The 5,352-nt window shown below is 55.3% G+C and carries 4 protein-coding genes; all 4 read right to left on the reverse strand.

The features are described 5' to 3' along the window. Positions 1–46: 46 nt before the first annotated feature. Entirely contained in the window at positions 47–1,348 is a 1,302-nt protein-coding gene (locus tag VAE57_RS16125) for a hemolysin family protein (protein WP_322822882.1), read from the reverse strand. 191 nt (positions 1,349–1,539) lie between these two features. Further along, the gene (tpiA, locus tag VAE57_RS16130; protein ID WP_322822883.1) at positions 1,540–2,292 is read right to left on the reverse strand and encodes a triose-phosphate isomerase; all 753 of its coding nucleotides are present in this window, start codon (positions 2,290–2,292) and stop codon (positions 1,540–1,542) included. 18 nt (positions 2,293–2,310) lie between these two features. Then, positions 2,311–2,982 carry a peptidase M50 gene (locus VAE57_RS16135; protein WP_322822884.1) on the reverse strand — a complete coding sequence of 224 codons (672 nt, stop codon included), beginning with the start codon at positions 2,980–2,982 and terminating at the stop codon, positions 2,311–2,313. 397 nt (positions 2,983–3,379) lie between these two features. Next, positions 3,380–4,183: a hypothetical protein gene (locus VAE57_RS16140; RefSeq protein ID WP_322822885.1), complete on the reverse strand. Its 804-nt coding sequence runs from the start codon at positions 4,181–4,183 to the stop codon at positions 3,380–3,382. Between the last annotated feature and the right edge of the window lie 1,169 nt (positions 4,184–5,352).

Here is a 5,352-nt window from a genome sequence, read left to right on the forward strand (position 1 = left end):
CATTCCCCAACAAAACAACATCACCGGCCCACGACACAAAACCTCTTCAGGTGACAGCCGGCTCGCGTGAGATCAACACCTTATCGACGCGCAGGCCATCCATATCCACGACCTCAAACCGCCATTCACCCCAATGCACAACATCACCGGCACGGGGAATTTGTCCGATCAGACTGATCACCAGACCGGCCAGCGTCTCGTAGCGATACGTCTCCTCATCGGGTAGCTCGTCAACATCAAGCAGCGTGCGCACCTCATCAATCGGTAGCGAACCCTCTACCAGATACGAGCCATCCTCGCGGCGCACAATCGGTGGGGGCGTTGCATCATCATACTCATCATCAATTTCACCAACAATCTCTTCCAACACATCTTCCAGAGTGACAACACCTTCGATCCCACCCAGTTCACCGACCACCAGCGCCATATGCCGGCGACTACGGCGAAACGTCGTCAACAACACCGAGGCACGACTGTTTTCCGGGACATACAGCGGCGGCGAAACAGCTTCACGCACCAGTGCCTGTTCCCCCTGCTTCCGGTAGAGGAGAAGCAGATCGCGCACATGGACAATGCCCACAATCTGATCAGGTGTCTCTTCGTAGACAGGAAAACGCGAGTAGCCGCTTGCCAGCAACTCATCGATGACTTCACCGAGGGTGCAGTTAGCGGCGACCATTTCCACTTCGTGGCGCGGCGTCATAATATGGCGCACCGCCCGGTCACTGAAACGGAAGACCCGATCAATAAATTGCTGTTCCTGCAATTCGACCTCACCGGTTTCAGTCCCCTCACGCACCAGCGCTCGAATATCTTCCTCGGTCACTCGTTCTTCGGCGACGTTTGCCCTGCCCAGGATCATCAGGACAAATCGGGTTGAAGCACTCAATAATATGATGATTGGCGTACTGATGCGGGCAAGCAGTGACATTGGCCGCGCCATAAGCGTGGCAATCGACTCCGCACTTTGCAGAGCGATCCGTTTAGGAACCAGTTCACCCAACACCAGTGATAGATAGGTTACCAGCAACACAACCAGAAACTGGGCTACCTGGTCGGCATAAGGTGCCAGCCATTCATAACGTGCCATCCAGGGAGCAATCTGGTTGGTGAGGGTTGCACCGGCAAAGACACCATTGAGTGTCCCGATCAGCGTAATCCCGATTTGCACGGCTGCCAGAAAGCGATCAGGGTCTTCCTGCAATTGGAGAGCAACCGCCGCACCACGACTCCCCTCTTCGACACGTTGCTCAAGTCGCCCCCGCCGGGCTGAAACCACCGCCAGCTCTGTCGCAGCGAATAAACCATTAGCCAACGCCAGCGCAATAATAATCAATAGTTCTTGCATGGATTCTTCTCGGATATAGCCCTGGAAAGACCAAAAACTGCCCCCCGCCTATAAGCAAGATGCAGTCGAAGGGTCCGAACATCTGTCGCAACGGGTGTGAGGTAGCCGAAAGCGCAAGCGGCGACGGCTTCAGTAACCGTCGCCTGCACATCTGTTGCGCTGAACTACGTTCAGGTTCCATCTGGTTCCATCTACTGATAATGGATGATCCGCAGAAAACTGGCTGCCTGTAACGAAGCACCACCAACCAACGCGCCATCAATATCGGGCTGAGCCATCAATTCGTCGATATTATCCGGCTTTACACTGCCACCATACTGAATACGTACCGTTGCGGCAATCTCAGAACCGTACAATTCGGCCAGAGTTGCCCGAATCGCCGCGTGCATCGCCTGCGCATCCGCAGGAGTTGCCGTATCGCCGGTACCAATGGCCCAGATCGGCTCGTAAGCAATCACCACGTCGGTCATTTGAGCGGGGGGTACCTCAAGGAGGGCGGCACGCACCTGGGCCGTCACAATCGGCTCAGCCTGCCCGGCGTCACGCTGGGGCTTACTCTCGCCAACACACACAATGGGACGCAAACCATGGGCGAGGGCGGCACGTAATTTTCGATTCACAAACGCATCACTCTCACCAAAATACTGGCGGCGCTCGCTATGACCAATAATGACGTAACGACAGCCAATATCAACCAGCATTGGCGGTGAGACTTCACCGGTAAACGCACCCTGCGCTTCGGGATACAGATTCTGCGCCCCCAACCCCAGCGGGCTATCGGCGATCAGCGCTGCCACTGCGGAGAGTGCGGTGAATGGCGGACAAACGATAGCTTCGCGATCTGATAATTCACCGAGGCCGGTCAGCAAATCGCGAACCAGTGTCGTTGCTTCGCCAACCGTCTTGTACATCTTCCAGTTGCCAGCGATTAATGGGATACGCATGAAAACCTCAGCCACAATTTACAACAGGCGAACGAGAGTTTGTATTAATGTAAACAGCAGATCATCACTAAGCAGAAAACTCAAACCAACCCCAAGCGCTGCCGTCACCGCAAATACCCGCCAGTCCCAGGCCAGCACCTTCGCCCCATCAAACGGGCCAGCCGGGATCATATTGAACAGACCGATCCAGGCGTTGAAGCGAAACCCGACATAGCAGATCGTTACCAGCAGATCAACAAATGGTGGGCGCAAGAGCACAACCGGGAAGAGCAACAAGAGGAACAATACCGACAACACCAGGTTGGTCACCGGACCGGCCAGCGCAATGATCCCGCTCTGACGAATCGTCAACAGACCACGATGCCAGACCGATCCCGGTGCTGCGATGAAGAGGCCGAGAAAACTGATCGCGATAGACAAGAGCAGCCATCGATCATTAGCAATGAAATGAGCCTCTGCCCCATAGCCGCGGGCCACCACTCTATGCGCCAGCTCGTGCAGGACGAAAGCAACTCCAGCGACCACTGCCGCCACGACCAGGTTTACAAAGAACCTGCTACTTAGCAGGTTTGATGCGCCGGTTTGCACAATCGCAAAAGCCAGCGTCGTCCCTGCCCACATCTTGAGCAGCTCGATGTTTTCGTTGCGCGGGCGGCTGAAAATATCATCAATCGAGGTAAAATTGCGCACGTCATCTCCCACAGAGGTTTATTAGATACAGCTCTCCTGTATTATACCCTTTTTGGCAATACCCTGTAGAGCCTGATACTTGCGCAGGCACTGTGGTCGGACATCGGGAAACACAGTTTTTCCACTCATCACAGCCACGCCACAGACAGGCCGGGATGACCATCCACGCCTGGTGGTGAATGTGGTTTGGATGGCAATAATCCCTGCGACGCATGGGTAAGCGGCAATGGCCTGCCCGTTGCTCGCAGGCAGGCCGGATGGACAGAGAGGATACAACGCGCTGAAGCTGATGACTGGCGAAGACGGGGGCGACACATACATCGCCCCGCCAGGAGCACATCTGGTCATTACCGACCAGCCGGATAGTAAGATGATGACTCGTGCCGGCGAGCGTTTTTCAGCGGCAGCGAATAATCTCTACCAGCTCTTCAAGCGAAAGCTGTGAAAAGTGGCGCGGTGGCGATTTCGGCGTGCCACACAACAGCAACCGGTGACTGGGATGCAGATACCAGTCGGCCTGACTATCGCACTGCCGCAGCGTATCATACACCGGTTTCAGATCAACGCTCGAACGACGCTGAGCCGTTACTCCCATATAGCCACGACGATCACGATAGGCAAAGAGCACTGCGCCGTAGCTAAACGCCAGCCGGGAAGAGCCTCCATCTGCACTTTGCACGGCAATACCCAGACCCCACGGTGTGTCAAACTCCAGGCGATGCTGGAACGCCTGCTCGAAGCGTAATTGTCGCACCTCGTGCTCGTACCAGGCATCGAGATTAGCCAGCATCGCTTGCGCCACATGGTGTGGTCGGTTGGGGTAGAGTGCGTTATAACCGGCTATCAGATCGGTAATATTGAAAAAGACATTTCCCGGTCGGTAATCAGCGTGATCGATCCGGGTCACCTGATCGACTAAACGACGGAGCGCCTCATCATCAGGTGCAACTGCCCGCCGGACAAGTTCCGCAGCACTAAGCGTTGGATCGGCGGTATGGTGGTGATCGAAACGGCCACCACCGGTATCGACATGAATGACGTGCGGATCAGAATCCACCGGCTGATCCTGCCAGGTGCGACCGGCAGGCACAAATTTCAAATCGGCATCTTTAGCCGGGCCAAACCGCATCAATAACCAGATAGCGGTTAGACAGTCGAGATCAGGGGCCAGATGACCCACAATCGTCAACGGCGTTTCCACACGCAGGACTTTTCTAGGTATTACTCACATCGCCAGATGCTACCGGATGGGACAGCCGACTCAACACGAGACACCTTTCAATCTCAAGCAGGCATTTCTGCCGTCCACGCATCCTGCATGCCGATGGAGTAATACTAATTCATTCTCTAAATGTCAAATCTTGTGCCTAATATATCACGATTACCGCGCGCTCTCAAGTAGCTTGCGGCTGATAATTGCCTCTATAATACACCATTTGTCGCTGGCTTGAATTGTGATGAGAGGTACAGATGAAGCTCTTATATCACTTAGCCAACTAACTCAAGTTGCCACCCATGCTGTAAACAGACCACGTAAGGCTGACTGCTATGATGAGCGACACAACGCGGCGCACAACACCGTGGAGCGTATCTATACGAACCATGTGGGTAGTAATCGGTTCCCATCGCCGCGCTGCCTCACGGCTTGAGGTGGCAACTCATGTTATGCCCATCCTCTGTGTCCGCAGTGCCTCTGTGGTGATATAAGGTGGCAACTTGGGTTAGACGACTATCAATTCTGACATTTGCGACCAGTATTGAAAACCCTACATTCAGAGACTCACCGTGCTCACCCTCTCCCTCACAACACCTATGCCTTACCCACAACTATCTGATGGCGTTAACCACGTGCGTACCAGCGGGTATGATTGCCATATGTGCTGTTTTGGACAACATGCCGGGGATCAGTCGTACCGCGAGCGGTGCGCATCATGAACGGGACGCGGCATCGTGGCAGCGGGGGACGCCGTGCCAGCGCGTGGGGCATGGTACTCGAACGTCTGTCATCACACTGTGCTACTGTGCGCCTGGGCGACAGGCATACGACCGCATGCCAGGCACCAACGACCACCCCCCTGGCTCCTGGCCCGGTGGCAGCGCAGCACTCCAGCCGTGCCATTACGTGCTGGATTGGTTGTCTTGCCCGCTCGTTATGTGCATGTGCACGGTATGGCGTGCGGCAGCCATGCTCCCGCGCAGCCGTGCTCACGATCCGGCACGTGGCACGCCGTTGACCCTGCTGGTCACGAGGATGCGGTGGGTGCTCGTCACAACATAGCGTCGGTCAAGAATGCACGAGATACCTTCCAGGAGATGTTTTGAGATAGGTTCTACACATTCAGAGTCTCACCGTGCTCACCCTCTCCCTCA

The organism is Chloroflexus sp. (assembly GCF_034434295.1).
In the GTDB taxonomy this organism is placed as follows: domain Bacteria; phylum Chloroflexota; class Chloroflexia; order Chloroflexales; family Chloroflexaceae; genus Chloroflexus.

Bases quoted from the DNA above. Each gene is read 5' to 3' on its own strand.
- tpiA (WP_322822883.1), bottom strand. From the start codon at position 2,292: ATGCGTATCCCATTAATCGCTGGCAACTGGAAGATGTACAAGACGGTT.
- VAE57_RS16125 (WP_322822882.1), bottom strand. From the start codon at position 1,348: ATGCAAGAACTATTGATTATTATTGCGCTGGCGTTGGCTAATGGTTTA.